Annotated in this window: 23 protein-coding genes and 1 pseudogene; 9 read left to right on the top strand and 15 right to left on the bottom strand. The window is 59.7% G+C overall.

Annotation, left to right across the window (positions count from 1 at the left end; translation table 11 throughout):
- Positions 1-48: 48 nt before the first annotated feature.
- The 5 genes from D8M21_RS09705 to D8M21_RS11505 form a co-directional block, all read right to left on the bottom strand.
- Positions 49-1,920 carry a sugar phosphate isomerase/epimerase and 4-hydroxyphenylpyruvate domain-containing protein gene (locus D8M21_RS09705; RefSeq protein WP_048680819.1) on the bottom strand — a complete coding sequence of 624 codons (1,872 nt, stop codon included), beginning with the start codon at positions 1,918-1,920 and terminating at the stop codon, positions 49-51.
- The gene (locus tag D8M21_RS09700) at positions 1,917-2,801 is read right to left on the bottom strand and encodes a shikimate dehydrogenase (protein WP_048680822.1); all 885 of its coding nucleotides are present in this window, start codon (positions 2,799-2,801) and stop codon (positions 1,917-1,919) included. Before D8M21_RS09700 ends, D8M21_RS09705 begins: the two co-directional genes overlap by 4 nt.
- A gap of 203 nt (positions 2,802-3,004) precedes the next feature.
- Positions 3,005-4,105 carry a type I restriction endonuclease gene (locus tag D8M21_RS09695; RefSeq protein WP_048680825.1) on the bottom strand — a complete coding sequence of 367 codons (1,101 nt, stop codon included), beginning with the start codon at positions 4,103-4,105 and terminating at the stop codon, positions 3,005-3,007.
- Positions 4,106-4,160: 55 nt separating this feature from the next.
- Positions 4,161-4,478: a GNAT family N-acetyltransferase gene (locus D8M21_RS11655; protein ID WP_353954372.1), complete on the bottom strand. Its 318-nt coding sequence runs from the start codon at positions 4,476-4,478 to the stop codon at positions 4,161-4,163.
- Positions 4,370-4,771 carry a GNAT family N-acetyltransferase gene (locus tag D8M21_RS11505; RefSeq protein WP_048680828.1) on the bottom strand — a complete coding sequence of 134 codons (402 nt, stop codon included), beginning with the start codon at positions 4,769-4,771 and terminating at the stop codon, positions 4,370-4,372. The genes D8M21_RS11655 and D8M21_RS11505 overlap by 109 nt, the downstream gene beginning before the upstream one ends.
- 477 nt (positions 4,772-5,248) lie before the next feature.
- Here D8M21_RS11505 and D8M21_RS09685 point away from each other — a divergent pair, with 477 nt between their 5' ends.
- A complete protein-coding gene (locus D8M21_RS09685) occupies positions 5,249-7,273 on the top strand; it encodes a GDSL-type esterase/lipase family protein (protein ID WP_048680829.1) in 2,025 nt (674 codons plus the stop codon).
- A 152-nt stretch (positions 7,274-7,425) separates the two neighbouring features.
- Here D8M21_RS09685 and D8M21_RS09680 read toward each other — a convergent pair whose 3' ends face one another.
- The 3 genes from D8M21_RS09680 to D8M21_RS09675 all read right to left on the bottom strand — a co-directional run bounded on the left by D8M21_RS09680 (position 7,426) and on the right by D8M21_RS09675 (position 8,600).
- Positions 7,426-7,866 (bottom strand): N-acetylmuramoyl-L-alanine amidase, encoded by a 441-nt coding sequence (locus D8M21_RS09680; RefSeq protein WP_048680832.1) that lies wholly within the window; start codon positions 7,864-7,866, stop codon positions 7,426-7,428.
- Positions 7,867-7,869: 3 nt separating this feature from the next.
- Positions 7,870-8,034 (bottom strand): hypothetical protein, encoded by a 165-nt coding sequence (locus tag D8M21_RS11280; protein ID WP_153245886.1) that lies wholly within the window; start codon positions 8,032-8,034, stop codon positions 7,870-7,872.
- Positions 8,035-8,144: 110 nt separating this feature from the next.
- A complete protein-coding gene (locus D8M21_RS09675) occupies positions 8,145-8,600 on the bottom strand; it encodes an SRPBCC family protein (RefSeq protein ID WP_048680837.1) in 456 nt (151 codons plus the stop codon).
- A 365-nt stretch (positions 8,601-8,965) separates the two neighbouring features.
- On the opposite strand from D8M21_RS09675, the gene D8M21_RS09670 reads away from it, so the two are divergent.
- Positions 8,966-9,820: a GH25 family lysozyme gene (locus D8M21_RS09670; RefSeq protein WP_048680840.1), complete on the top strand. Its 855-nt coding sequence runs from the start codon at positions 8,966-8,968 to the stop codon at positions 9,818-9,820.
- A 20-nt stretch (positions 9,821-9,840) separates the two neighbouring features.
- Here D8M21_RS09670 and D8M21_RS09665 read toward each other — a convergent pair whose 3' ends face one another.
- Positions 9,841-10,404 (bottom strand): mycothiol transferase, encoded by a 564-nt coding sequence (locus D8M21_RS09665; RefSeq protein WP_048680844.1) that lies wholly within the window; start codon positions 10,402-10,404, stop codon positions 9,841-9,843.
- 92 nt (positions 10,405-10,496) lie between these two features.
- On the opposite strand from D8M21_RS09665, the gene D8M21_RS09660 reads away from it, so the two are divergent.
- Both D8M21_RS09660 and D8M21_RS09655 read left to right on the top strand, forming a co-directional pair.
- Positions 10,497-11,474, top strand: a complete 978-nt coding sequence (locus D8M21_RS09660) for a helix-turn-helix transcriptional regulator (protein ID WP_048680847.1) — start codon at positions 10,497-10,499, stop codon at positions 11,472-11,474.
- On the top strand, positions 11,471-12,082 hold the full coding sequence (locus tag D8M21_RS09655; RefSeq protein ID WP_065424272.1) for a class I SAM-dependent methyltransferase: 612 nt from the start codon (positions 11,471-11,473) through the stop codon (positions 12,080-12,082). Before D8M21_RS09660 ends, D8M21_RS09655 begins: the two co-directional genes overlap by 4 nt.
- Positions 12,083-12,110: 28 nt before the next feature.
- Here the strand turns inward: D8M21_RS09655 and D8M21_RS09650 are convergent, their stop codons facing one another.
- Positions 12,111-13,349: a PhoH family protein gene (locus D8M21_RS09650; RefSeq protein ID WP_446720503.1), complete on the bottom strand. Its 1,239-nt coding sequence runs from the start codon at positions 13,347-13,349 to the stop codon at positions 12,111-12,113.
- A 399-nt stretch (positions 13,350-13,748) separates the two neighbouring features.
- Between D8M21_RS09650 and D8M21_RS09645 the strand changes: the two genes are divergently transcribed.
- A complete protein-coding gene (locus tag D8M21_RS09645) occupies positions 13,749-15,092 on the top strand; it encodes an MFS transporter (protein ID WP_048680857.1) in 1,344 nt (447 codons plus the stop codon).
- 77 nt (positions 15,093-15,169) lie between these two features.
- Here D8M21_RS09645 and D8M21_RS09640 read toward each other — a convergent pair.
- Positions 15,170-16,507, bottom strand: a pseudogene (locus D8M21_RS09640) (MFS transporter); the annotation flags it as partial.
- Positions 16,508-17,006: 499 nt separating this feature from the next.
- On the opposite strand from D8M21_RS09640, the gene D8M21_RS09635 reads away from it, so the two are divergent.
- Together D8M21_RS09635 and D8M21_RS09630 are read left to right on the top strand one after the other, a co-directional pair.
- Positions 17,007-17,195, top strand: coding sequence for a YegP family protein (locus D8M21_RS09635; protein ID WP_048680859.1), 189 nt, complete (start codon positions 17,007-17,009; stop codon positions 17,193-17,195).
- A 259-nt stretch (positions 17,196-17,454) separates the two neighbouring features.
- Positions 17,455-18,207, top strand: a complete 753-nt coding sequence (locus tag D8M21_RS09630; RefSeq protein ID WP_238651298.1) for a TRIC cation channel family protein — start codon at positions 17,455-17,457, stop codon at positions 18,205-18,207.
- Positions 18,208-18,244: 37 nt separating this feature from the next.
- Here D8M21_RS09630 and D8M21_RS09625 read toward each other — a convergent pair whose 3' ends face one another.
- Positions 18,245-18,757, bottom strand: a complete 513-nt coding sequence (locus tag D8M21_RS09625) for an asparaginase domain-containing protein (RefSeq protein WP_048680865.1) — start codon at positions 18,755-18,757, stop codon at positions 18,245-18,247.
- A 359-nt stretch (positions 18,758-19,116) separates the two neighbouring features.
- Between D8M21_RS09625 and D8M21_RS09620 the strand changes: the two genes are divergently transcribed.
- Positions 19,117-20,610: an MFS transporter gene (locus D8M21_RS09620; protein ID WP_082156749.1), complete on the top strand. Its 1,494-nt coding sequence runs from the start codon at positions 19,117-19,119 to the stop codon at positions 20,608-20,610.
- 122 nt (positions 20,611-20,732) lie between these two features.
- Here D8M21_RS09620 and D8M21_RS09615 read toward each other — a convergent pair whose 3' ends face one another.
- Together D8M21_RS09615 and D8M21_RS09610 are read right to left on the bottom strand one after the other, a co-directional pair.
- Positions 20,733-21,146, bottom strand: a complete 414-nt coding sequence (locus D8M21_RS09615; RefSeq protein ID WP_048680867.1) for a ChaB family protein — start codon at positions 21,144-21,146, stop codon at positions 20,733-20,735.
- A 3-nt stretch (positions 21,147-21,149) separates the two neighbouring features.
- Positions 21,150-22,601 carry a carboxylesterase family protein gene (locus tag D8M21_RS09610; protein WP_048680870.1) on the bottom strand — a complete coding sequence of 484 codons (1,452 nt, stop codon included), beginning with the start codon at positions 22,599-22,601 and terminating at the stop codon, positions 21,150-21,152.
- Between the two features lie 141 nt (positions 22,602-22,742).
- On the opposite strand from D8M21_RS09610, the gene D8M21_RS09605 reads away from it, so the two are divergent.
- A complete protein-coding gene (locus D8M21_RS09605; RefSeq protein WP_048680872.1) occupies positions 22,743-24,197 on the top strand; it encodes an amino acid permease in 1,455 nt (484 codons plus the stop codon).
- Positions 24,198-24,260: 63 nt separating this feature from the next.
- On the opposite strand, the gene D8M21_RS09600 is transcribed toward D8M21_RS09605, so the two are convergent.
- Positions 24,261-25,274 (bottom strand): LLM class flavin-dependent oxidoreductase, encoded by a 1,014-nt coding sequence (locus tag D8M21_RS09600; RefSeq protein WP_048680876.1) that lies wholly within the window; start codon positions 25,272-25,274, stop codon positions 24,261-24,263.
- Positions 25,275-25,912: the final 638 nt, after the last annotated feature.

Raw genomic sequence — 25,912 nt, 5'->3', positions numbered from 1 at the left:
TGAATGATTCGTCGAACCGGCCTTTTTTATGCCCGGACCCGTGAACGCCTAGAGCGAGTGGGTGTACTGGGCGGACATGCGAACGGGGGCGTTCGGTGCGCCGTACCCGGTGTAACCGTTGATCCGCTGCACTACCTCGAAGAACAGGCTCCCGACCGTCTGCGTGTAGAAGTGCAGGAATTCTCCGCGCTCGTCACGGTCATAGAGCAGATCCAGCTCCTCGAGCTCGCGAATCTTTTCCTCAGGAAGACCGAAACGCGCTCGCAGATCCTCGTAGTAATTGTGGGGGATGCGGAGGAAACGCAGCCCCGAGGCCTGGGCCCTCCGGGCGAGGCCGACGACGTCGCGGCAGGAGAAGGCGACGTGTTCGACGTCGGGATCCTTCCGCAGATCCGGTGCCACATTCAGGGGAAGCCGTACCGAGCCGGCGTCGTTGCGGACCACTTGCGAGCTGACTAGCCCATTGGGCCCCGGGACGTCCTGGGACGGTTGGACGCTCAGGCCAAGGGCCGCGCGGTAGAACAGCACGGATTCGGGGTAGTGATGCTTGGGCTGTGCCAGGTTCACGTGGTCGATCCCGGTGATCAGCGGTTCGCCGATAGCGGGACCGGCCGTGGTTGCGGCATCACGATGGTCTGGCCAGGAGAACTCCTCAATCCAGCGGTCGCCGCCGTCCGAAGCAGGTGGGCAGAAGAAGACTTCGGTTCCGTCCGGGGCCAGATACGCCGGGAAGTGCTGTTCACCCTCGCGCGTGACGCGTGGAACCTCCGGAACTTTGAGGGCGGTTGCGTGCGCCGCGGCCGCGGTCGGGTGCTGAACCTCGAAACCTAGCGAGGCCATCGTGGGTTCGTCGGAGGCTCCCGGTTCTTCGTTAATGACCACGCGTGCCCCGCCCTGTTCCCAGAGCTGCACCGGCTTACTGGTGTGACGCCCCCGATGTTCGAAGCCTAGGTGCATCAGGAGGATTTCGATCTGTTCGGTTTCTTGGCCACGTACCTCGGCCCAAGTCAGGCCCTGGGGGATGGCGGCACCGGGCAGCCGGGTCAGTTCCCCGACGCGGGCCGCAGCCCGGGTCGTCACGGCGTTCGTTCCGGTCGAAGCCTCCAGCGCGCGTGCCGTCTGATCTTGGAGCCACACCAAGGAACGCAACGCGTCCACGGCCGTGCGATGCACGCGGGTCTGACGGAACGAGTCGTTGAAGATCTCGAGGGAGAGCGGTCCCGAATAGCCACCGGCGAGTAGCTTGACCATAAAGTCGACGAGTGCGAACCCGCCCTCACCAGGGAAAACGCGGAAATGGCGCGACCAAGAGAGCACGTCCAGGGACATGAGCGGGGCGTCCGCGAGTTGGAGGAAAAAGACCTTGTCTCCCGGGATGTCCGGGATCGAGTCGGTGGGCCATGCCCGGGAGAGAATGTGAAAGGTATCCAGGCAAATGCCCAAGTTGTCGCGGTCGGCCGCTTCGACCAGACGCCACGAGTGCTCGAAGTCGTTGACGAACCTGCCCCACGCGAGAGCCTCGTAGGCCAGGCGAATGCCATAGCCAGCGGCCAGATCCGCCAAGCGCCCGAGCTGCTCGGCGACGACGGCGTCGTCGTCCACGGTGGCGGTTCCCGCGTTGGAGGGAATGAGCATGAGATCCATGCCCAGGCGGTTCATGAGCCGGAATTTCTCCTCGATGCGGCGAAGGGTGTCCTCAAATACCGGTTCGGCAGTCCCTTCGGCGTCGCGGAAGGGCTGGTAGAGGTCTAAGCTCAGACCCAGCCTGTTGGCGTAGTCGCGGATCTGCTCGGGGGATTCCGGTGCAACCACGAGGTCTTGCTCAAAGATCTCGACGCCGTCGAATCCGGCCGCGGATGCGGCCCGCAGCTTCTGCCGGAGGGTCCCGGATAGGCACACGGTGGCTATGGAGGTCTTCACGGTGTTTCTCCTTGTTGGTCGGCGACCAGGCGTTCAAAGTAGGTGCGCAGTTCCGCGTAGTCAGGACGCGAACCGGTGATCAGCTCGAAGGCATCGACCGCCTGCCCTACGGCCATGTAGCCGCCCGGGAGCACGCGACAGCCAAGCTGACGGCCTCGTTTAATGAGGGCCGTTTCCTGTGGGAGGTAGATGACGTCCGCGACCCAGAGCTCCGGATGGAGCAGATCCAAGTCCAGCGGGGCACCGGGATGGTGGTGCATACCGATCGGCGTCGCGTTGATCAGGCCGGATGCTTCTGCGAGGGCCTGCGGCAGGTCATCGGCGGTCAGCGCGACGACGCTTGCATCCGGGAACTGGCCGCTCAATTCGGTGGCGCGCTCGGCCGAACGCTGCGGATCGACGTCAAAGAGGGACAACTTGACGGCCCCGCGGGACAGGACGGCGTAGGCGGTTGCCGACCCCGCACCGCCGGTTCCCAACTGCACTACCGATGTGAGGTCGGCTCCGGGAAGGCCGGCATCTAAGGCGCTCGCGAACCCGGAGAAGTCGGTGTTGTGGCCGATCAACCGACCGTCATCGACCACCACGGTGTTGACGGCGCCAAGGCGCGCGGCATCCGGGGCGACCTCGTCGAGGTACTCGATAATCGTCTGTTTGCAGGGGAACGTGATGTTGAATGCGCTGAAGCCCACGTCAACGGCGGTTTTCAATAATTCGGGTGCCCGCTCGACGCCGTCGGGGATGGTGTCGAGATCGATGGGCCGGTAGATGTATCGCAACCCAAGCGTGTCAGCGGCTTTCTCGTGCATCGGGGCACTGAGGGTTGCGGTGATCCCGCTACCGATCAGACCAACCACATATGACTCGCCGACGAGGCTCATGAAACTCCACTTCTCGGGTAGGTTACTTGCCTCTCACGGTACTCAACCCTCCCGACGCAGAGCGCACCGATGTTCGGATCGCGCACTTTTTGTGGATGGGTGCGGCTAGTGAAACGGTGTTCCACAGGTGCGCGGGGTCCTCCCGGGGTACGTGGAACGGGACCAAAAATCCCTCGCCCCGCCGGCTAAACTTCGAGGTCCGATTATTGCGAGTCGTAGCGCCTGACGGCCTCGCGGATCTGCTCGGCATGCGAATAGATGTCTTCGATATCCTCCAGCAGGTACCGGGTTTCCTTCCTGTCCTCGTCGAAGAGCCCTAGGTGCTTCTTAGTCTTCCCGTTGAAGTGCAAGCGGGCGATCGGGCGACGGTTGTTGTCGTCTAAAAGAATCGCGAAATAGGATTTGCTATCTCGTTGGGTGATGCGGTTTGGCTTGACTTCGCTGCAAGAGATTGCCTTCACAATGTGGTATCCGGCGAGTTCTTCTTCCGTGGTTTCCACATCCGGTCTCGCTTCCGTTCCCTGGTCGTTTTCGGACGGCTGGACGGATTGGTCCGGGGCTATATCCGTCAACGATGAGGCTTGGTCGTTGTCGCCAAGGGCGGCGGAAAGCCGGTCATTGACCATGCCCTTTAGAAATTGCTTTTCCGCCTTGACAACCAGGGTATTGAACAGTTTGAGGTTATCGACGGTGCCCCGTCGTTCAGATACTCGGCCCATGAAGAGTCGGACGAATTCCGGGGACGGGTCCTTGAACTCTGCAGCCAACTCCCGCTTTAGGGCTCCGACGTATTTGAGTTCTTCTGCGGAATTTATGACGGAGTCCAAATTGAAGGTTTCTTTGGTGTGGCTCTTGAGCGCCGGAAGGACGGTCTCGTCGATGTTCAGTAGGTCTAGAACGAGAAACGGCTGCGAATCCATGATGTTCGGACTGTCCAGGTCAGTGTAGAAATTGAATATACGCCCGTTTGTAAGTATTCCGATCCTGGCATTGGTCACCGAAAAGTACCGAAAAAGTTGTGAAGCATGGTTGAGACTGAGCTGATCACCGAGTTGTTTGCATTCAATGAGAATTTGTACTTCTTTGTCCCTCATGATTGCGTAGTCGACCTTTTCACCCTTTTTGGTGCCATGGTCTGCGGTGAACTCCGGAACCACCTCGAGGGGGTTGAAGACGTCGTAGCCGAGAACCCTGGAGATGAACGGCATGATGAAGGCATTTTTGGTGGCTTCTTCGGTTTGAATAGAGCCTTGTTGGGAGCGGAGCTTAGCAGCGAGGTCTTGTAGACCTTCTTCAAATGTCATGGTTTTTCCTCGTGATGGGTGTGGTTCCAGATAAACGTGGTTGCGTAAAAGCATCCTATGACACTGTGAATTTAATTACTACGGCAGTTTCGGTCGGGAGGGACGCATTGGTGCCGGCCGTCTGTTGAAATCGTGGTTCTTGACTTATGGCCTGGTACATCACATGATCTTGCCGCCGTCCATCTATTTTCAAGTAGTTCGGGGCGAGGCTGTACGGCCGAAACCCGTTGCAGAGCAGAACCTCTTGAGGCGCAGAGTTCCATGTCAGGGTTTCGGCCTGAACACGGTGAAGCCTGAAGTCGATGAATGCGGCTTGTAGCGCGGAGCTGACGGCACGCGTTGCGTGGCCTTGGCGCCGGCGATCGCTTCGAATCCAGTAGCTGATGGCGCAGGATTGCAGGGCCCCCGCGTAATTCCGTTAAGTTGAAAGCGGCCAACGATCTCGCCGCGAGACTCTATGACAAACGGTGCCTCAGTGCCGGCTTCGTAGTTGGCCAGTGACTCATGGAGGAGCCGCGATTGTTCTTCCTGGGTGAAGTAAGAGTCACGACGAGTGGGCTCGAATGGCTTGAGGGCAGCACGATCCATGCGAAGGATGGCTGCGAGCTCAGGGGCATCACTGGTTGAGGCGATACGAATGGTCGTTTGCTGGCGGGATTGTGTCATGTGCATTTTCAGGCCGCTTGGTGGGGCCCGCTTGGGTAGGCCATGCCCCGTTCCCAGTCAGCATAGCTTGCAACTGCTGGTAGCGGTTGGTGCCCGATGTCTTCGTTCGGATGGGTGTGGCGGTTCCGTGTGTTCAAGCGAAGGGGCTTAGCCGAGGCGAAGGAGCACACCCCACGATCTGAAAACTCATTGCATAAGTATGTATATAAATGTCGCAGTCTGATTTCTATTCGGAAAATTCTAAGCGGCGCTAAGTCGCAGGTCGTGCATGAAGTTTGCCGAACCGGAATCTTCGCGTCGTGATGCGCGATCGCTGGAACGACGCTGATCCATGGGGTTGAGATCGTGAAAAATTGAGGAATCACGAAATCGCTTGGCGGGGGATAATTTCTTGTTGCCGGGGAGGGGGAATGGGCTTATGTTTATTCAGGCTTATTTATTTTCATCGTTTCGATGACCTCCCCTGAGGAATCACTCGTGTCCCCTAAAAGGTTCATTTCGCCTGCCCTCGTGGCCCTCCTTGCCTTTATTGCATTGTTAGCTGGGCCCGTCGCGGGGTCCGCCCAAGCAGCTACGCCGCCGGTCAAAGGCGCCATCGGCGGCCTCTATTACGGAAACTCCGCCGCCCGGTCCACTCTCGGGCAACCGGTCAGCGGCGAGATCGGTGGACCCAACGGGGCCGTGTATCAGGAATTCGCCAACGGGAGGATCTACTGGTCCCCGAAAACACCGGCCATGTGGGTTCGCAACGGCGGTGTGCACGAATATTACAAGGGGCGTGGCGCGGTCGCTTCCGAGTTCGGAATGCCCATGACGCCGGTGACTTCCTACAGTCAGGGCACCAACGGCTGGTATCTGAAGACCTATAACCCGAATACTCGCGCGTGGCACTGGATCACCTGGTCGAACGAGGCCGGGGCGGTTCCCGTGAAGACCACCGGCGCCATCGGCTCCTATTGGGAGTCGCATCTGAGCCAACTCGGGTATCCGTTGTCGGTCGAGGCCTGCAATGGCCCCATCTGCTCCCAGAAATTCTCGCGCGGCCAGGTCACGTGGTCATCGGCTGCTGGAACCCATGTGGTCAAGAACGGCTTCAACGCCTACTACGACCGCCAGGGTGGTGTGGGCGGGGTCCTCGGTGGAGCCACTGTCGAAGAGTCGCCGCTCACGGCTGGTGGTGCCCAGCAGACCTTCCTCGGTGCCGACGGCGCCCGTCGCACAACGATCTGGCATCCCCGTCAGGGTCGAGTGGTGCTGATGAAGTCCGACGGGGCGATCTATAGCCTGTGGCGGCAACTCGGCGCCGAAAACAGTGGTCTCGGATACCCGACGTCATCGGAAATCTCGGGCCTGCCCTCGGGAGGCGTGTACGAAGACTTCGACGGCGGCAAGATCTATTGGTCCCCGGCTACCGGAACGCAACCGATTCAATGGGGGCCGATTTTCGACGAATGGGCGCGCAATGGATACGAGCGCGGTTCATGGGGTTACCCCACCAGCCCCTCGTGGCAGGTCAACGGCACGTGGAACCAAAACTTCCAGGGCGGTAGGGCTTCGCAAGCCCCGAATGGAACGGTCACGTGGACCCCTCGCGGGGCGAACGACGACGCCGACCTCGATAAGGCGATGGACCAGCTGGCGTCCGATGATGGGTTTGGTTCGTCCGGTTCGGCGTTGTCACAGGTGTTTAGCGGTAGCACGAGCGCGCAATACCGCCGGTACCCGGGCGGCGTCGTCGTCACGACGGCGCAATACGGTCCCGTGGCCATGGATAACCACGTTTTCGAGCTGTGGCGATCCAACGCTGGGCCGGAAGGGCTACCTCGTTCCGCGAAGCTCACTTACGGAAAGGTCTACACGACCTTCGAGAAGAACGCCCTGGCTTACTTCCCTGAGCGGGGTGACCTCGTGATGCGGACGGACACCGCGCTGAGCTCCGGGGATTCGTTCATTATCGGCGACTCCCAGACCGCCAAGGGCGGATACAACTCTTGGGTGGTCGCCGGGATAAGGCAGGCCGGGTATCGGACCAACGCGGTGTATGCGATGGGCGGTATTGGCTTCACGGGAGACTTCAGCGGTGTTGGATACGGCACGTACCGGGCCGGCGTTGTGGACAACTTCTGGCAGCTGCCCGCGGGCGACCCGTCGGTCGTATATATCGGTGGCTCTGGAAACGACCAGTGGGTTTACAACAATCCGGCCGTCATCGCGGATATCCACACGACGCTCAAGAAAATCAAGCAGGCATACCCCAATTCGAAGATTGTGATGGCCTGCCCGATCACCAAACGCACGCCGGACCATAACGACCGTAATGCACTCGCAGCCCTTGAACTTCAAGCCGCCCGAGAGGAAGGCGTGCGCACAGTTGACACCCGATACTGGATCACGGATTTCCACGTGGAGAATCTGCTCTCTGATGGGATCCACATGACCCCGGCGGGAGACGCCGCGCTTGCACCACACATGCGTGACGCATTCGCCGCGGCGACGAGGTAGGCCCGTCTCGAGGCCACCACAATCCCAGCGTGTGAGGGGAATTGTCCGTTCCTCGTGGCCCCATGGCAAAGACCGGCCCCCGAGCGTCCGTTAGAAACTGAGCTCGGGGCCGGTCTTCATGAAAATTGCGGCGTGAAAGAGCCTCCGCGCGGTTAAAGGATGGCGGCTACCCCGTCCCGAATCGCCTGAATGTCCACCGTGCCTGGGCAATCGGTGGAGACCACAAAGTTGTGGGGGACAATCTGAGACTGCGGGTCCAAACCATACGTGCGGCAGATCGTTGCACACAGGTTGATGGACTGGTTGTAAGTGTCTTGGGTGGGGGCCCGGTTGGGATCGGCTGAATGCTCGATGCCGATGCTCCGCAGATTGAAATTCCAATCTCCGGCGTGCCAGGCGGTATCGGTCTCGGCGACGAACTGATGGACCTCGCCTTCGCCGATCCCATAGTGGGCGCTCACGCCCGAGTTCGGATCCGTGAACGTGGTGTCAGCGGCGGCCAAGGTCCCGACGATGTAGTGGATGACGATGCGATCGATGGCGGTGCCTTCTCGACCGGGGGTGTAATTCGGTGACGCGATCTGAACTGCCATGGTTTATTTCCCCTTACCCATCGGGCAACTCAAGGGCCGCTTCTTGGTACTGGTGTTTTGCGGAGTTGCCTCTGCGGCAGAGGCTGCGGGCGCGGTGATGATGGCTGCCCCGGAGGCGGCCGTAGCGACCGCACCCCACGAGAGCGCATTTCTTCTCGAAATTTCCATACGGGCAAATTACTGACGAGCCGTGGGGCGTCTCAACATTGACATACGAATGTGACGACACCGCATGTGTATTTATCCACAAACCCTCGACTTGGCGCCGAGAATTCATATTATTCAGCTAAGTTCTTGATCTCTTTCAGAGTTTGAGGAATCCCGTATTCTGCTGCTTCCCGGCGAATAGATACCTGGTATTCAGCATCCTCCCCGAATCTTTCCGAGAAGACCTTTTCGGCTGTCTCTCCGAATTTCGTGTACTGAGTAACTCTGGTTCCGTCCCCTTCGGGCTCGAGCCGGTATCCCCAGCGAACTCGTGCCGGGATGACCTCCCACGCAAAGTGTTGGCCCGGCTCGGCGGCGACGACTTCGGACGTCGTGCTCCATTCTCTGCTGGGCGTTCGGTTGTGTCCGATGAAAGTTGATCCGACACCTTGATGGCCCGGTTCCGTCCATTCGCAGAGGTAGCACTGTTGGCTCCACTCGCCGGTTCGAGTGACATCGGAGAGGAGGTTGTACAGAGTGTCGGGCTGCGCAGAGATATGGATGGAATGTGAGATCTCGTAGGTCATGGTTATCAGCGTAGTTTCTCCGTAAGCGACGGCGGGTAACTCGGTAGTTCGTCGAAATATTTCGAAAACGCGCCGTATCCGCCAGATGAATTTTGATGATTATCCCTGGTGTTTCAAATTCCCCAAAAATGCCGGAATTGCAGGGGACAAGAGGTGCCTCGTGACCAATACGCGGGCTTCTTCAAATATAAATACAACGGTGTGTTTCTGGACATACTGCGTGATACTCCTCTAGCGTCGTGACCCGGCGTCCGCACGTCTTCCCCGGCGACCCCTTGGAGCGTTTTTGGCGCCCTACCGGTGAAGATCGGTGGTCTTCCCGGTATGTCACGAACGCACAAGACATCGCACTGCGAGGTATAGAAATGGTCGATCCAGGAATGCAACGCTCACGCCCGATCTCTGGGGCCCGGTTTCGAGGTAACCGCATCGCGACGATAGCTGCGGCCGCAACCGCTTTAGTCGGCCTCTCCGCCATGTTTTCCCCCGCTCAGGCGGCGTCGACCGCTCATGCCACCGATGGAATTCAGGGCCGAGATATCTCGGTCAATCAGGGCACCAACTATGACTGGCAAGGTGTTGCTGAGGCCGGCGTAAAATTCGGTCAGGCGCAGGCCACGGACGGTTTGGACTGGACCTCCCCCGCCTTCAAGCAGCAGTACAAGGCGATTGGTGATGCCGGAATGTACAAGGGCGCTTATCATTTTGCGCGTCCTCACCAGAGTGGCGGGGCCGAGCAGGCCCAGCACTTCGTCAAGAACGGAGGCGGTTGGACCGCCGACGGAAAGACGTTGCCCGGCATGCTCGATCTTGAGCCCACGCCGAGTGCCAAGACCGCCGAAGAGCAGTGCTATCACCAGTCGAAAGCTCAAATGATTCGATGGATCGATGACTTCCGCACCGAATACCAGGCCGAAACCGGCCGGCTGCCGATGATCTACACGACCACGGCGTGGTGGAATCAGTGCGTCGGAGACACCCCCGAATTCGCTGATAGCCCGTTGATGATCGCTCAATGGGGTAGCAAAACCTCAGGACAAGTCCCTCAGGCGTGGGGAGACTACGACTTCTGGCAGCACACCGAAGGCGGCGCCGGTAAGTCGAGCGTCGCGGACCGCAGCCGATTTAATGCCTCATCGGAGAAACTTGCCGACTTGGCAAGCAACCCTCAGTACGTCCCCGTGGGGCGGGCCAACGCTCAGGCATACCTGGGCTACTAGGCCACGATGAGAGGATGGCCCTAGCCATTCTCCCGGCCTTCGATGCCATCGGCCTCGTCGTTGAGCTGAAAAGCGCCCTTGCCGTCGATGGCTTCCCGGATGATGTCGGCGTGACCGCAATGCCGTGCCACTTCGGTGGCAATGTGGGTGAGCATCCATCGAACTTGCCACTGCGTCACGTCCCTGGGGATCCACGGAGATTCCGGGGTCGGTACGAACGCATCAAGATCCTCGATGGCATCAAAGTTCCTCGAAGAATAGTCAACCGCTTCATCGAATGCGCGGAGGGCCTCCTCGAGCGTGACGTCCGGCGCTTCACCCGTTGCCGCTCCCTGTTGGTCCAAGAACCGTTGGTCGATGGACGGTTGAGCCGCAAGCTGTGTGGACACGGTGGTCCACCACGCGGCGACACCGCCGCAGTGAAGGAGTAAACGCACGAGGCTCAGATCGGATGAGGTGGGCGTTGAGCGTGCCTGTTCATCCGTCAGTCCATGGACCGTGGTTCTGACCTGCGCCAACTGCTGGAAGATGAAGGTCTTGAGGACATCTCGTTCCCCCTGGGCTGATGGAGTAAGGAATGCCATGATGCCGGCCTTTCGTGAGTGATGTTTTCGATTGATTCCAGTATCTGTGGATAGAGGACAGTAACTGTCCGCAAAGTTGAGAGACTGGGACCGTGAACGATCCGACGACCCGTGCGCTGAAGCTCCTCGGCCTATTTCGCCAAACCCCCATGTGGGAAGGGCGGCAACTCGCCGAGGAGCTTGGCGTGACCCCGCGAACGCTCCGTCGTGACATCGAAAGGCTTCGTGGGGCCGGTTATCGGATCAGCTCGGAGTCGGGTCATGGAGGGGGCTACGGGTTGGATCGGGGGCAACTATTGCCCAGCCTGGCTTTGGACCAAGAAGAGGCCCTGGCTCTCACCTTGGCCCTCGAGGTCGCCTCTACCTCGGTTGCGGACAAATCCGTCATCGAGCGGGCGAAGAGCAAAGTGGAAGACCTCCTCCCCGAATCCGCGCGACGTACCGTGAGGGGATTCCGCGCGTCGTTGGACGTCGAGGCACCCGTCGACGCGGTGTTGTCTGGCAACCTTCAGCATTGCGCGGAGGGAGCTCGCCGTCATCGTCGCCTGAGATTCCGATACGTGGATCGACGAAGAGCTCAATCAGAACGATGGGTCGAGCCATACAGTCTGATGTGGCATGGAAACTTCTGGTACCTGGGGGCTTTCGACGTCGAGAAAGAACAGTGGCGCCAGTTTCGGGTCGATCGAATGCGTGAGGTCGACGTCGGACAATGGACGTTCAGGCCGCGCCGGGACTCAGGACAAGCGCTGGATCAGTTGCGAGAACCGATGCCTTTGGCAGCCTTTGCACACATCATTGACGTCGAAATTCACTGCGGGCCGCGGGATGTTCCGTCGGAATTTCTGTGGGGTAGCGCCGAAGTACGGGAAATTGCCCCGGATCGGTGCCGGTATCGGGCAGGAACGGACGATCCAGCACGCGCCGCGTCGTATCTGGCCCGGCTCGAGCACCCGTTTGTTGTCGTGGGGGATGAGGCAGTGCGTCGCTCGGTTGTCGAGCTGGCCCAGTCACTGGAACGGTCCGTTGAAGCGGACGCTTCCACCGGACTAGGAAGCGAGACACCGTGAACGAGCAGCGAATTGCCGAAGCATATTCCTTGCGGGCCGCCGAGTATGCCGAACTGCTCGGCGCGATGAGTGCCGTGGCCGCGCCAGACATCGATCTCGTGAATCGGTGGTCGGCGGGCGTCTCAGGGAAAATTCTTGATCTCGGATGCGGTCCCGGGCATTGGACGGCGCACCTTGCCAGCCAAGGGAAAGCGGTCCTCGGGGTGGATCCGTCTGAGGAGTTCATTCGGCATGCGCGGAACAAGCACCCCCATCTTGATGTTCACGAGGGCGGGACCACCTGGCTGGAGCTCTCTGGCGAACAGTTTGGGGGAATCTTGGCCTGGTATTCGCTAATTCACGTCGTTCCCGAGCGCCGGGAGGGCGAATTGCGTCGGGTAGCGCATGCGTTGCGGCCCGGCGGGAGCCTTCTGATGGGGTATTTCGACGGTGACGAGAGTGTAGCTTTCGATCACGCGATCACCACCGCCTATTGGTGGCCCCGAGGCGAATTGGCAACGCTGATGCGCACGGTGGGATTACGGGTGGAGGAGATTCATCATCGTCATGACCCAGGAGCGCGACCCCACGGGGCGATCGTCGCCACGCGGGCAGGTCCGCAGAGCTGATCCTCCGCGAGGCCGCACCCTTCCGGGGTTAGACCAGTTCGCTGTCTTCGAGGACGTCCGTGACCAGGTCGGCAATTTCCGATCGTTCGGATCTGGTGAGCGTCATGTGAGCGAAGAGGGGATGGCCCTTGAGGCGGTCGATGACGGCGGTCACGCCGTCGTGGCGACCCACCCGCAAATTGTCTCGCTGGGCGACGTCGTGGGTGAGCACAACCCGTGAATTCTCGCCGAGACGCGACAGAACGGTCAGCAGCACCGTGCGTTCAAGAGACTGTGCCTCATCGACGATCACGAACGTATCGTGCAACGACCGGCCCCGGATGTGCGTCAAGGGAAGAACTTCGAGCATCTCCCGCTCGATGACCTCGTCGAGGACATTCTTGCTGACGAGCGCGCCCAGGGTGTCATAAACGGCTTCGGCCCACGGATTCATCTTGTCTCCCTCGGACCCGGGAAGGTACCCCAGGTTCTGCCCGCCCACCGCATAAAGCGGACGGAAGACCGTGATCTTTTGATGCGTCCCCTTCTCGAGGACCGCTTCGAGACCGGCCATCAGCGCCAGGGCGGACTTACCGGTGCCCGCCCGGCCCCCGAGGCTCACGATGCCCACGGATTCGTCAAGGAGCATATCGATGGCGATCCGTTGTTCCGCGGAACGTCCGCCGACGCCGAACGCCTGCTGGTCGCCGTGGATGAGCTTGATGTGGTCGGAGCCCACCACACGGCCCAGAGCGGAGCCGCCGGGCGACGAGAGAATCAATCCCGTGTTGATGACCTCCTCCACGGCCGCATCGGTGGTCAGATGCCCGTTCTTGTACAACTCATCCATTTCATTCTGATTGAGGAATACTTCCGAGAGGCCCGTGAATCCGGAGTCCACGGCCTGTTCGGCGAGGTATTGTTCGGCTGCCAAACCGATGGATGCGGCTTTCACGCGCATCGGAACGTCTTTGGTCACGACGACGACGTTCGCGCCTTCAGCCTTAAGATTTCGTGCCACAGCGATGATGCGAGTGTCATTTTCGGAACGGTCGAAAGCCAGGGGCAATTGAGAAGAATCGATGTGGTTGAGCTCGACTCTGAGGGTTCCGCCGCTATCGCCCACCGGAATCTCGCGATCGAGGCGTCCAAATTCGTCACGAAGGTCGTCCAAGATGCGCAGCGCCTTCCGTGCCGTATACCCGAGCTCCGGATGATGGCGTTTGCCTTCCAGCTCGGAGACGACCACCAGCGGGAGAACCACTTCGTGTTCGTCGAATCGCAACATGGCTCTCGGATCTGACAGAAGGACCGAGGTGTCGAGGACGTATGTAGTGACGGACGAGCTCACGATGAGTTCCCCTTCGGCGGTGCGGACGGAGCGCCTCGCGGCATTCGGCCTCTCCCTTTCCACGTCGAGGCCGTAACCCCGAGTCGGCGTGTGCCAACTACTCCCAACCTAGGATCGAGCTCCAGCGACGTGTCCTGCAACACTCGATTCCGTCATGACGTTTGTGTGAATGATCGGTTAATCCCCAGGCGCTTGAACCTCGGCGAGACCTCATTGAGGGTTGAGACGTCGCTGACAAGGGCCGTCAACATTATGATCTGGATCTCCTTGGGCGTAGCCTGGACCGGTCTATCACACCCGGCGGGGAGGCTCGCCATACGCAGGAGGGAACGCATCATGGCGTCTCAACCGGAGCAGACCACCCGCGGGGTGCCAGAGAAATCGACGTGGCAAACGGTCAAGTCGATCCTGGCCGCCTCGAGCGGAAACCTCGTCGAGTGGTTCGACTTCTACGTTTACTCATTTTTCAGCGTCTACTTTGCCCAGCACTTCTTCTCGGGTACGGGCCAAACGGGTGCCTTCATGAGTACGGCCGGCGTCTTTTTCGTCGGCTTTCTCATGCGACCCGTCGGCGGATATATATTCGGGCGCGTTTCCGACCGCTACGGACGCAAAGCATCCATGCTCTCGTCGATTCTGCTGATGTGTGCCGGCTCGTTGGCCATGGCAGTCCTCCCCACAGCGGACTCCGTTGGCGTCCTCGCGCCGATCCTTCTCACCATCGTGCGGTGTATTCAGGGGATCTCGGTAGGCGGAGAATACGGTTCGACAGCCACGTTCATGTCAGAGGTGGCGACCTCCGGAAAGCGAGGATTTTTCTCGTCCTTCCAATACGTCACGTTGGTCGGTGGGCAGTTGCTGGCTAGTCTTCTGGCCGTGATTATGACGCACACTCTGGGGGATGAGCAGATCAGCGCAGGCTGGTGGCGTCTTCCCTTCGTCATCGGAGCCGTGGCCGCGATCGTTTCGTTGTGGTTGCGTTCCGGACTCACGGAGACGACGTCGCACATTGACCGCAACGCCGCAGGCTCGGGAAGCCTCCGAGAGGTCTTCCGCCACCAGCGGGCCTTCTGGGTGGTCTTTGGAATCACGGCTATTGGTTCCCTCGTGTTCTACGTCTTTACGACCTACATGCAGAAATACCTCATCAACACGGCCGGGTTCCCCAAAGGCCAGACCGCGGATGCCATGACGATCTGCCTCCTGATCTTCATTCTCATGCAACCGCTTGCGGGTGCCCTCTCGGATAAGATCGGGCGCAAAAACAACATGCTGATTTTCGTGATCGGCATGGTCGTTCTTCCGGTGCCGTTGCTGGCACTCATCGGCTCACAATCGTCCATCGTGGTCTCGGGGCTATTCATCGTGATCGCTATGGTCTTCGTCAGCCTGTACACCTCGATCTCCGGCGTCGTGAAGGCCGAGATGTTCCCCGCACACATTCGTGGCCTGGGAGTGGGTTTCACGTACGCCATTGCCAACTCCCTGTTTGGCGGGTCTGCAGAATACGTCGCCCTGTTCCTCAAGAACCAGGGTGTCGGAGGAATCTTCCCCTGGTACGTGGTCGTCATGTCCGTTTTGGGTCTGATTGCCGTACTCGCGATGCATGACAATCGCAAGCATTCGACGCTGGACAACCCCGAAAATAGCGCCTACCGAGTCAAGGACCCGAACGCATAGGCTCCCCGGAATGCTGAAGGGCCCCGGAGCGCGCCGATTGGCGTGCTCCGGGGCCCTTTGTAGCAGGCTGTTCGGGATTACGATTCGGACTTAGCCAACTCGTATTCGCGGTTCAGCTCCTCCACGTGCTCCTTGGCTTCTGGTTTCGACTCTGCTGCTGGCGATGAGCCCCACAGCGGTCGACCGTTGCTTTCCGGGGTGTAGAACACGGCGATCAAGCCGATCACGCCGGCCGCGATGAGGTAGTACGCCGGCCACATGAGATCGCCGGTCCACCCGATCAGCGTGCTCATAACGGTGGACGTCGTGCCACCGAAGAGCGAGATTGAAATATTGAAAGCGATCGAAAGAGCGCCTGCGCGGACCAGGGTCGGGAATAGTGACGGCAACGTTGACGGCATCGTCGAGCTAAAGCAGATCAGGCTCAGGCCCATGATGAGCAGGCCAATCAGCACCGTAATGTCGCTATGCCCCCGGATCAGCAGGACCGACGGGACCGACAGGACGATCAAGGCGATCGACCCTGTTGTAATGACGGCCTTGCGGCCAACGCGGTCGGAGAGGCGACCCAGCAATGGGATGGTGACAAGGCAGACTGCCATCACGATGATCTGCAAAATCGAGGATGTCAGGTCGGAAACGCCGCCTGAGCCTTGGATCTTATTGACCGTGGTGAAGTAGCCCGGGATGTAAGAGGTCAGCATGTAGTTGGTGACGTTCCATGCCAGCACCAAGCCCACGCAGATCAGCATCGACGGCCAGTGCTTGAAGATGGTGGCAAACTCGCCCTTCTTCTTCTCTCCCTTTTCGCTGGACCGCGAATTCTTCTCATTCGCGTCAGCTTCCTTCTCAAGGGCGAGGTAAGCCGGGGTATCTGCGAGCTTCGTTCGCAGGTAGACGCCGACGAGGCCGAGGGGGAGTGCCACGAAGAACGGAAGGCGCCAGCCCCAGCTGAGCATCTGCTCGTCGGTCAAGACTCCTGCCATGACGGTGGCAATGGTGGCGCCGAAGAGGTATCCGGTGAAGGTTCCGACCTCAAGTAGGGATCCGAAGAACCCGCGGCGACGGTCCGGTGCGTACTCTGCGATGAAGGTCATCGCGTTGCCATACTCGCCGCCAGTGGAGAATCCCTGCAGGAGGCGGCAGGCCAAAAGGAGGAACGGAGCCCAGAGACCGACCGTTTGGTATCCGGGGAGGATGCCGATGGCGAAAGTGCCCAGCGCCATCATGATCATGGTCATCGACAAGACTTTGTTGCGTCCGATCTTGTCGGACAGGGGGCCGAAGACCAAGCCACCGATGGGGCGGACGAGGAAGGCGACGGCAAAGAGAGCCGCGGTGATGATAGCGCCCAAAGCGCCGCCGAGGTCAGGTAGGAACACTTTCTCGATGGTCACCTGGAGATATGCGTAGACACCAAAGTCGTACTACTCGGTGATGTTGCCGATGGCGGCAGCGCCGATGGCACGCTTGATAACGCTCGGCTTGGTGACCGTGACGTCGTCGACCTTCCAGCGTCGACGAACATTTTCGGGTCCAAACATTGCTTTCAACCTTCCATAAAGGGGAAGAGCCCCAACTCAAGGTGCGGGCAGGGCATGGGTACACGGCAGGATTTCGACGATACAACTCTTCGCCTCCCGATGTTTTGGCGAAAAATTGCGTCCTCGACCCGCCCGGACCAGGTACATAGAGTGCCTAAGTATTGAGGCTACAACGAATAAGCACCCTTATGTGTGGTGTTCGCCGCTGATCAGGGTACTTCTTATCTGTGGGCAACATCATCTTCAATCCGTAATTTTCGTCGTTGAGGTACCGAGATCTTCCCAAAAGTTTCCGCGATGTATTCCCTGAAAATGTGATGTGGGTCTAGTGTCAGAGGGGTCAACGATATGATTCCGTTAGGAGCCCGTCATGGCAGGAAAATTTGAAATTTACGAGGATAAAGCAGGCAAATTCCGTTTCCGTCTGAAGGCCGGTAACGGTGAGGTTGTCGCCAGTGGGCAAGGATACGAGTCCCTCGCCTCTGCTAAGAAGGGCGTCGCCGCTGTGCAGCGCGCTGCCGAAGGAGCAGAGGTCAAGCACCTCGAAGAGCAAGACTGATCCCTTGCTGACGATTGCGAAGCCCCGACGCCGCGCCTCCTCTCCCGGGGCCGGGCCGTCGGGGCCGCAGCGATCCCATTCATCGTCCACAGTCTGACTTCGCTTCTGCCAGAGGAAGGGTCCGTCATTAGGATCGTTCTATCAACGCGACATGCGAGGTGTCGCGGGTGCATGAGTCGGGGGTGAGTCGGTAAACGAGTGGGATCCGGGAGTCTGGTTTCGCGTCGTCGACATTGGAGCCGTCGTCGCCAATGGTCTATTGGGCGGCGCGGTAGCCCGCAATTTCCGGTTCGACGTCGTGGGCTTCGTGATGCTCGCGATCGTTTCTGGTGCGGGCGGTGGCCTCATTCGAGACATCCTTCTCAACACCGGTTTCCCCATCGCCCTGACGGATAGCGGCTATTGGGTCGGCGTGGCGGTTTCGGCATTACTCGCGTACATGCTTGACCTTGGAGCACCGTGGGCGCAGCGTTTCCTGATGGCCGTAGATTTCGTCGGCATGGGTTGTTGGGTCGCTACCGGAACCTTGAAGAGCCTTGGTCTGGGTCTTCACTGGGTACCGTCTATCCTTCTGGGTGTTACGACGGCTGTTGGGGGCGGAGTCCTTCGCGACATCATGGTCAACCGCATTCCGTCCGTATTGGGTGGAAGCTCGCTTTACGCCACCGTCGGTGTCATCGGAGGCGCCGAGATGGCCTTCTTCACCCTGGTCCTCAAAGAAGAAAACCTGGGGATGATCGTTTCCATCGTGACCTGCGGCGTCGTTGGGATCCTGGCCAGATGGCGGAACTGGAGGCTTCCCGAACCCGTCACCCTGAAAGTCAGCGTTCCACGTCCGAGCTTTGATTTTCGGCGTCGCCCACGATTCCTTCCGCGAGGTTCAGCCCGCGGGGGCGCGCAAGACTCTCGCTCTGGAGCTTCGGCCCTCGCCGGCAACCTCGACGAAGTTACCGAAGAACAGGTTCGTGCTCATCGCAACCAGAAGAGACGGCATTTTCGCAAAGACCGGTGAACCTTCCATGCGGTGATGTGCACCGTTGATCGTGGCTCTACTTGGCTACGAAGACCCCGCGGGAACGATCCTTGGCCACCGATCCTGCTTCGAAGATGCGACCGCTCATGGAGATGTAGACGCCAGGTTCCAGGAGTTGGGCGGCGGCCACGGCTGCCCCGAGATTGAACGGGGCATCGGTCAGACGCATGCAGGAAGGCTGCATCGCGCCCGTGAGCACGATGGTCTTCCCCTTAATGGCCTCGGGGCGCTCGCGGAGGAATTCTGAAGTCTCGGGCATGGTGTCGGTGCCGTGAGTAATGACGACGCGGCGCGCATCGGTTTCTTCCAAAGCCTCCGCGATCTGGGCGCGATGCTCGTCCGTCATGTCCAAGCTGTCGATTGCGACGACGGAACGAACCTCGGTATCCAGGTTGGTGGCCGCCAGATCCAGAATGGGGCCAACCGTCGGCTCGTCGATTTCCATCTCACCGGCGACGGAATAGTACTTGTCGAACGTTCCGCCCGTGGTCAGAATGGCGACTTTTTCTGCGGCGCTGGGGGCGGGCACGGTACTCCTCGGTTGATGAACAGGGGATGACTCAGGGTTTAACCCCGCGAACGATAACAGCTTAGCCCGGTGACGACGCGTCGTATACGCGCCCGGATTTGATGTATTGCATCACAATAGGCCTAGGCAATCATGGGCAATTCTGTACCCTGCTGGTAGAGTCACAGACTGTCTATGGGGACCTTGACTCGTACTTGCGTCGACCACCAACACGGAAGAGCTGGATGCGAGTCGGTCGTCTGGGGATTCGGACGGCGCTCGCCGAGTGCCTTCGAAGGGGTCAGCAGGAGACTGCGCGGTTGCACCCCTGAATCAAGCGAGTACAGTGGCACGCGTTTGTCGAAATAGAAAGCGTACTTATGAGTGGTTCTCGATCAGCACCATCCGCATCACCTTCACCTTCACTGACGACTGATGACATTCACGTCGTCGACCAGTCCGAGATGAAGAAGGCGCTCCGCGCGACCCTCTTGGGTAACTTCATGGAATGGTTCGACATCGGCGTCTTCGCCTATGTCATGACCTACATTGCCATGGTCTTCTTCCCGCTCCCGGAACCGTGGGACAAGCTCGCGACCTTCGCGACCTTGGCAGTCACCTTCCTGGTCCGTCCGTTGGGTGGTTTGATCCTCGGGCCGATTGGCGACAAGATCGGACGCCGTAAGGTTCTGGCCTTCACGATCATCATGATGTCCTTCGGCACCTTCCTCATCGGTTGCTTGCCCGGATACAACACGTGGGGCATCTTCGCTCCGATCCTCTTGATCCTGTTGAAGTTCGTTCAGGGATTCTCCACCGGTGGCGAGTACGCCGGTGCAGCAACGTTCATCGCCGAGTACGCCTCGGACCGTCGTCGTGGATTCTGGGGTTCCTTCCTGGACCTGGGCTCCTACCTCGGCTTCGCGGCTGCCGCGACCCTCGCCACCGTTCTCGAAGTTGCCGGCGGCGAACAGTTCATGACCGAGTGGGGCTGGCGCATCTGCTTCTGGGTTGCGTTGCCCCTCGGCATCGTGGGTGTCTACATGCGTAGCCACATCCAGGAATCCCACGCCTTCGAGGCTCAGAACGAAGCCAACGAAAAGGAGTCGACGAAGGCAGGCCGCAAGTCCATCATGGACGAGCTCAAGGCAGTGGTCCGCGATCACTGGCACCACCTGCTCATCGGTTCTGCGATGGTCATGTGCGCTCAGGTTGTGGGTTACGCCGTGACCACCTACATGCCGGAATACCTCTCCGACGTGCTCGGATACGACACTCTTCACGGCAACGCTTTGCTGGTGCCGGTGTTGATCATCGTCTCGGTTGGTCTGCCGATCTTCGGCGCCGTTTCGGACCGCGTTGGTCGTCGTCCCGTCATGTTCGCGGGTTGCGTCGTCGGCATTATTGGCGCCATCCCCGCCTTCATGCTGATGATGATGGGCCACACGTGGTCCACGTTCCTGGGCTTGCTGATCATGGGCATCATCATGATGTTCCAGGTCTCGGTGCAGGCTTCCGCACTGCCGTCGCTCTTCCCGACGAACGTTCGGTACACGGCAATGGGCATCATGTTCAACATCGCCGTCGCCCTCTTCGGCGGTACCACGGGCTTCGTGATCACCGCGTTGGCGAACCTGTTCAACACGGACATGATGGGCGCGTTCTACATCATGCTCGCGTGCATCGTGGGTGCCATCGGCGTGTACTTCATGAAGGAGTCTTCCGGTCGGAACCTGCACGGTTCCATGCCGGCCGTCGAAAATGAAGACGAGGCCGAGGAAGTCGTCGAGTCTCTCGAAGAGAACGAGAAGTACGACCTCTCGACCATGCCGATCGACATCGTCCAGGATCCCCGAGTCAATAAGGGTTCCTAATTGCGGGGGCGCGGCAGCGTAGAAGGGGTTTTCCACGCCGCCGCGTTCTGACATGAAAAGCGCGCCATCCCTGCTGGGGTGGCGCGCTTTTTATGGTGAGGCGTCGAGGGTATTCGCGCCGGTCACGATCCAGACGTTTGGCGCTGGCTCTCTTTGTGAAGGGCCTCGACCAATTCATCCTTGGTCATGTGTGACCGCCCTTCAATGCCCAGCTCTTGGGCCTGCTGGTAAAGGTGTTCCTTTGAGGCGTTGGCATTGACCCCACCGGCGGTGCTGCCGCGGCCGCGTTCCGAGGATTCGGCCCGTTCGTCGGAATCGCCGTATTCTTCTTTTTCTTCCCAATGATCACCCACTTTTTCATGCGTGTGCTTGAGCTGCGCATAGGCGGTCTGCGAGGCGCGTTGGGCATCGCCGTACTGTTCCATGGCGGAGTCGTAGGTCTTGGCAAAGGTGTCTTGTGCCTTGCGGTCGGATTTTTTGAGAGTTTCAGGTAGCTCGTCTGAGATCGGTTCATCGTGGCTGTTCGTTTTAGGCATGGTTCAGCTCCTATTGGTGGTTGACGCGCGATTCAGAGTGTTGAGTTCCAGAATCCCGGGTAGGTCTCGGACGGCTGGCGAGCCGAAGCCGTCGCGGACAAAGCCAGCCCACATGGCCCGCAGGGCGCGTCCGGAGGCCTCAACGGTTTCGGGGTCGTAGGTTTCCATGATTCGGTGGCCCGGGACGCCACCTCCGGCGTTGTCTTCTGTATCGGTCCACGCGGGATTGGGGAAGAGGAGCGGCAACTCTGCGATGTGGCAGCAGGACAGGGCATCATCGGGCTTGCCGTAGACGAATCGATACAGTCCCACCGATCCACCGGCATTCGCAAGGCGTTGCGCCCAGATGGCGTTGTCGGCCGTGTAGATCAGGTTCGTCGTAGCCCGGACGAGGGGCTCGACGACGCCGCGTCGGCCCCAGCGTTTCCCCACGAGCCTTTCGAGTAGTTTCACCCGACCTGTAAACAGGGCCGATTCGCGCGCCGTCGTGCCCATCAGCACTTCCACGTTGCGGCCCACGCTCTTCCACGCGGTTTTGAGTTTGCGTTCGTCGGGTAGCGGACGTTGTCCATATTGAGGAGAGAATGGCATGAGCGACGCCCGAAGATGGAGTGCCGCCTTGCGGTTGATCACGGATTCAGCCTCGGCAAGTTCCGTGGTGGTTGCTTGCCTCATCCGCCCCGTTTTCTCAGGTCCAGGTGTGACAGCTTTCCACGCGCGACGTCGACCGTGGACGATGCCCAGGGGAGCGCTTTGGGGAATGGCTCGCCGCACCATCCCCTTGATGTCGGGGACGAGCAGCAGATCCCAGCAGGAATGGCCCCCGGCAGATTGGCCTGCGATCGTGATTCTTTCGGGGTCCCCGCCAAAGGCCTCGATGTTCTTGTAAACCCATTTCACGGCTTCAACCTGGTCCAGGAGTCCCGGATTGGATTCCCTCGTGTGGCCATCCCCGAGATAGCCAAAGAGGCCGAGTCGGTAGGTCACGTTGACCACAATGATGTTCTCGTCTCGCACGAGCGCGGTGGGGTCATAATGCGGGAGATCGCCCGCGCCGCCGATGTATGAGCCACCGTGAATCCACACCATCACGGGCAGTCCGGACCGCCGATCTGCGGGGCGCGTGATGCTCAGTCGTTGGCAATGTTCGTCGAAACCGAGGCGTTGAATCTGCTCATCGTGTTCCTCGTAGCGTTGCGGGCATGCTGGCGCGGGAGTGTCCGCGGTGAAGGGGTCCTTATAGACGTGAGGTACCGGGGCACCGAAGCGCTCGGCTCGTGCGTACCGAATCCCGAGGGCGCGGACGACGTCGTCGTTCTGCACGGTATGAAAGGTTCCTGCCGGAGCCGTAATGGTCGACCAGGGCCCGGGGTTCTGGCGACCGCGCCGGCTCTCGGGGGAGTGCGGCTCGGAAAGGGCCTGAAGTTGTGCGCTGCCATTGCTCGTTTCCGTCATGGTCTCGAGTCTACGAGCAGAGTCTTTGAATGAACCCGGAGAACCTGGATACTTGCCGGAGTTTCGAGGGTCGCCAACTTCTTCAAAAAAATACTGAACGAACGTTCTATAAATTCAAACTGTCAGGTAGTGTCGACCCACATGAGTCATACATCACACTCCCCTGAAGGTGCCACAAGCGCCCGTCTCAACGCACCGTCGAGTAACAGCCTCAAGTCACGTCACCTCGTGATGATGGCTCTCGGCTCGGCCATCGGAACCGGTCTATTCGTCGGAACCGGTTCCGCCATTAAAGCTGCGGGACCGGCCGTGATCATTTCCTACTTTGCCGGTTGTCTCCTCCTGGTTCTCGTGATGAGAGCCCTTGGCGAGATGTCTGCCGCCGACCCCGCTCCGGGATCGTTTTCCACGTACGCAGGTAAGGCCATGGGGCCTACCGCAGGTCGAGCCCTCGGTTGGCTCTGGTGGATACAAATTGTCATCGTCATCGCGGCCGAATCCACGGCGGCGGCCCAAATCATTAATGAGGCCTGGCCCGTGATCCCACAGTGGGTCCTGGCCCTCATTTTCATGTGTGTCTTCACCGCCGTGAATCTGCTCCACGTGGAAACGCTGGGGGAGACGGAATTCTGGTTCGCCATGTTGAAGGTCCTCGCGGTCCTTGGCTTCCTTGTCGTCGGCGTACTTCTGCTCATCAACGTGCTGCCAGCGCCGTCACCAGGACTGGCGAACCTCACCGATCACCACGGCTTCATGCCCAATGGTCTGTCAGGTGTCGCGGGAGCACTGTTGGTGGTGGTCTTCGCGTTTGGAGGCACCGAGTTGGCCACCATCGCAGCGGCTGAGACCGACGAGCCGGCGAAGAATGTTTCCCGAGCCATTCGAACGATCCTGATCCGCGTGTTGGTTTTCTACGTGGGTGCCGTGGCGGTGATGGTCCTGGCGATGCCGTGGGACGACGAAACTCTTTCGGCCAGTCCGTTTGTTGCCGTCCTCAACGTGGCAGGACTACCTGCTGCCGAAGGGGTCATGACCATCATCATTGTGTTGGCGATGCTCTCGGCCCTGAATGCCAACATGTACGGCGGCTCGCGCATGTTGTATTCCCTGGCCCGGCGCGGTTCGGCTCCGAAGGGGCTCGCAACCATCAACGCGAAGGGTGTGCCCTACCTTTCGGTGATTCTCTCGGTGCTGGGTGGCTTTGTGGCCGTGGTCCTCAACTATTTGTGGCCCGAGGTGATTCTGAACATCATGTTGAACGTGGTCGGCTCCACGATTCTCGCGGTGTGGACCTTCGCGCTCATTTCGCAGATTATTCTTCGTCGACGGGCAGACCGTGAAGGGCGAACCTTGCCCCTCAAGATGTGGGCGTTTCCCGGTTTGTCCTACTTTGCTCTCGCGTTGGTGGCCGCGATCGTCGTGCTTGGTATGACGGACCCAGCCATCCGCGTCCAGCTCTTGGCCACGGCCGCACTGATTGTGGTTCTTGCCGTCCTGAGCAAGGTCATGGTGAGGAATAAGGACGCCTCCGAGTTCAATGACCTTCCGCCGAATACCGCGGCGATCCAGAAGGTTGAAGAAGGACGCGTCGACTAGCCCTTGGCACACCAAAGGCGGCCCACAAAGCAGTGGGCCGCCTTTGACGGAACTTCCGTGAATTTAGGACGCGGCGAGTCCCCAGGCATCGGCCAGAATTTCCATCGATCGGGCAGATTCTTCGGTCGACGGCGACTGCAACGAGATCATCAGCTCATCGGCTTGCGAGAGTTGAGCGAACCGTTCGAGGTAGTCCTTGACCTCCGAACCCGTGCCCTGGGCCGTGAAGCGAAGCATCTCCAGAACCTGCTGACCTGCGGGTGAATCCACGAGCATGTCGAGTTCCGCTTCGGTGAACTGGCGACCGCGCCCCAGCATGGCTTCCACGCGCTTGCGGCGGACCTTCCGACCCTGTTCTTCGGCTTCCTCCCCCGTGTCCGCCGCGGTGACGTTGACGGCGGCGACGACGTACGGCTCGGCCAGATGCTCAGACGGTCGGAAGTTCTCCCGGTACGTTGAGGTGGCCTGTTCGAGAGCTGCCGGGGCGAAATGGGAGGCGAAAGAATAGGGCAAGCCCAGTTGCGCCGCGAGCTGTGCGCCAAAAAGGGACGAGCCCAGAATGTAGAGGGGAACGCGGGTGTTGCGCCCCGGTATGGCCTGGACTCCCTCAATCCGGGAGGCACCGTCAAGGTACCCCTGGAGCTCGACGACGTCGCTCGGGAAGCGCTCCGCATCTTGGGGGTCGCGACGCAACGCCTGGAGAGTCCGCATGTCCGTTCCGGGAGCGCGACCCAGGCCGAGGTCGATCCGATGGGGATACAGCTCCGCCAAGGTGCCAAACTGCTCGGCGATGACCAGCGGTGAATGGTTTGGCAACATGACCCCGCCCGCGCCCAAGCGAATGGTTTCGGTGTGAGCAGCGATGTGAGAGATCAGAACCGCCGGAGCCGCCGAGGCAATATGTGGCATGTTGTGGTGCTCGGCGTACCAGATGCGTGAAAATCCGAGGCCCTCCGCCTGTCTGGCCATGTCGACGGAGCGCCGGTAGCTCTCGTGGGGCGTTTCGCCGTCGTAAATGGTGGCGAAGTCAATGAGGGATAGTGGGAGCACGGAGACGACCTTTCGGCGAGGAGTCATGGGATCTACCACCTATAACGCTCTGGGAGGTGGCAGGTATTCCGGCGAACGCCCTAGTAGACGACGTCGAGTGTTCCCTTTTCGAGGCGCTCGGCCGTTCATCTGGTGTCTAGTTGTGGTTCAGGTGACCGCGGGAGGCGCCGGGCAGGCAAGATCCCCGGAATACCGGGCTTGTTGGGGGTGTGGTGTGTTTCACGTGGTTTCGAGTTGCTGTGGTTGTTCACGTGTGTGTAAAGTCTTTTCTTGTCGCCGCGAGGTGCGGGGGACTTGTTCTGACAGGTTCTGCTGTTGATTCGATTCTGGTGCGGCCGTTTTTCCTTCTCTGGTGAAGATTGCTGGGTTGTGTCTTGCTGTGTGTGAGGTGCTTCTGGTGGTTGTTCGGGGTTGGGGTTGCGGGCTGGTTTCGGGTCTGGTAGGTTAGAGAAGTTGCCGCTTTTTCGTGGTGATGGTTGATGTGACCGGCGTTGGCTGGGGTCATGATGGTTTGTTGTGATTCTGGTGGGCGTGTGGTTCGTTGTTTGAGAACTCAATAGTGTGCTTTGTTTATAGAATGTTGTACCAATGTTTTTTGTAGAAATTCTTGTTGGTTTCAGCATGACCTGATGAACGTTTGATCATCACCCCGTGATGGTTGTTTG

Origin of the sequence: Kocuria sp. HSID16901, from assembly GCF_003989425.1 — a bacterium.
In the GTDB taxonomy this organism is placed as follows: domain Bacteria; phylum Actinomycetota; class Actinomycetes; order Actinomycetales; family Micrococcaceae; genus Rothia; species Rothia massiliensis.
The sequence above is the reverse complement of the archived record's forward strand: the minus strand, read 5'-3'. Positions and strand labels throughout refer to the sequence as shown.

Coding starts and splice junctions, on each gene's coding strand:
- D8M21_RS09610 (WP_048680870.1), bottom strand. CDS start 22,601: ATGACGGAAACGAGCAATGGCAGCGCACAACTTCAGGCCCTTTCCGAG.
- D8M21_RS09665 (WP_048680844.1), bottom strand. CDS start 10,404: ATGGCATTCCTTACTCCATCAGCCCAGGGGGAACGAGATGTCCTCAAG.
- D8M21_RS09680 (WP_048680832.1), bottom strand. CDS start 7,866: ATGGCAGTTCAGATCGCGTCACCGAATTACACCCCCGGTCGAGAAGGC.
- D8M21_RS09675 (WP_048680837.1), bottom strand. CDS start 8,600: ATGACCTACGAGATCTCACATTCCATCCATATCTCTGCGCAGCCCGAC.
- D8M21_RS09695 (WP_048680825.1), bottom strand. CDS start 4,105: ATGACATTTGAAGAAGGTCTACAAGACCTCGCTGCTAAGCTCCGCTCC.
- D8M21_RS09600 (WP_048680876.1), bottom strand. CDS start 25,274: ATGACTCCTCGCCGAAAGGTCGTCTCCGTGCTCCCACTATCCCTCATT.
- D8M21_RS09670 (WP_048680840.1), top strand. CDS start 8,966: ATGGTCGATCCAGGAATGCAACGCTCACGCCCGATCTCTGGGGCCCGG.
- D8M21_RS09650 (WP_446720503.1), bottom strand. CDS start 13,349: ATGTTGCGATTCGACGAACACGAAGTGGTTCTCCCGCTGGTGGTCGTC.
- D8M21_RS09645 (WP_048680857.1), top strand. CDS start 13,749: ATGGCGTCTCAACCGGAGCAGACCACCCGCGGGGTGCCAGAGAAATCG.
- D8M21_RS09635 (WP_048680859.1), top strand. CDS start 17,007: ATGGCAGGAAAATTTGAAATTTACGAGGATAAAGCAGGCAAATTCCGT.
- D8M21_RS11280 (WP_153245886.1), bottom strand. CDS start 8,034: ATGGAAATTTCGAGAAGAAATGCGCTCTCGTGGGGTGCGGTCGCTACG.
- D8M21_RS09615 (WP_048680867.1), bottom strand. CDS start 21,146: ATGCCTAAAACGAACAGCCACGATGAACCGATCTCAGACGAGCTACCT.
- D8M21_RS09620 (WP_082156749.1), top strand. CDS start 19,117: ATGAGTGGTTCTCGATCAGCACCATCCGCATCACCTTCACCTTCACTG.
- D8M21_RS11505 (WP_048680828.1), bottom strand. CDS start 4,771: ATGACACAATCCCGCCAGCAAACGACCATTCGTATCGCCTCAACCAGT.
- D8M21_RS09605 (WP_048680872.1), top strand. CDS start 22,743: ATGAGTCATACATCACACTCCCCTGAAGGTGCCACAAGCGCCCGTCTC.
- D8M21_RS09700 (WP_048680822.1), bottom strand. CDS start 2,801: ATGAGCCTCGTCGGCGAGTCATATGTGGTTGGTCTGATCGGTAGCGGG.